Annotated in this window: 2 protein-coding genes; both read right to left on the reverse strand. The window is 67.4% G+C overall.

Features of this window, described 5'->3' with window-relative positions; all coding sequences use genetic code 11:
* A partial coding sequence (locus DMB66_RS60385; RefSeq protein WP_148113004.1) for a DUF1206 domain-containing protein occupies positions 1-215 on the reverse strand: 215 nt, incomplete at its 3' end.
* Between the two features lie 61 nt (positions 216-276).
* The coding region (locus tag DMB66_RS60390; protein WP_125812734.1) for a DUF3427 domain-containing protein at positions 277-702 on the reverse strand (426 nt) is incomplete at its 5' end.

Here is a 702-nt window from a genome sequence, read left to right on the forward strand (position 1 = left end):
AAGGCGCCGAACGGCTCCTCGGCGAGCTTGTGCAGGGCGCCGGACTGGTCGCCGTCGGTCGACGACCCGTCGAACGCGATCTGCAGGATGAGCCAGGCGAAGAGGAGGTGGATGATGCCGTACCCGACGAGCCCACCGCGGGTGAGGTGCTCCAGCCAGGTGCTGTTGGCGGTCCGCGAGGCCGCGCCGTGTGCCTGCGAGGGGAGGGAGGACATACCCCTGCCTTGACCGAAACCCCACCTCCCGAAACGTGCTCCCACCGCCGGGCCGGCTTTGTCAGGCGGCGATCACCCGCGCGGCGTGGAAGATATCGGCCGGTAGCGGGTGGTGCAGCCGCCATTGGATGCGCATGGGGCGATCGCCGGTGTGCGACACGTAGGTCATCGGGCCGGCATACAGGTAGGGCGGCACACCGAGGTCACCGTCCCGATCCCGCACTTCGCGGACGAAGAGATGCACCGTGGAGCCGCCCGCGGCGTGGTTGATGTACCGCTGGCCCGTGGTGGACGTCGACGAGGTGGTGCTCTGCGACTCCCACTGGAAGAGCATGTCGGTGATCGCGCGGTCCTGGTACATCGTGGTGGGCGAGTAGTGCTGCTCCGTCTTCGTCAGGGTGACGAAGAAGATGTCCGCATTCTCGTCGGGCAGCCATCTGACGCCTTCACGGATGTTCGACGGATCAGCGATGCCGAAGGCGGCACC

The organism is Actinoplanes sp. ATCC 53533 (genome assembly GCF_003947245.1).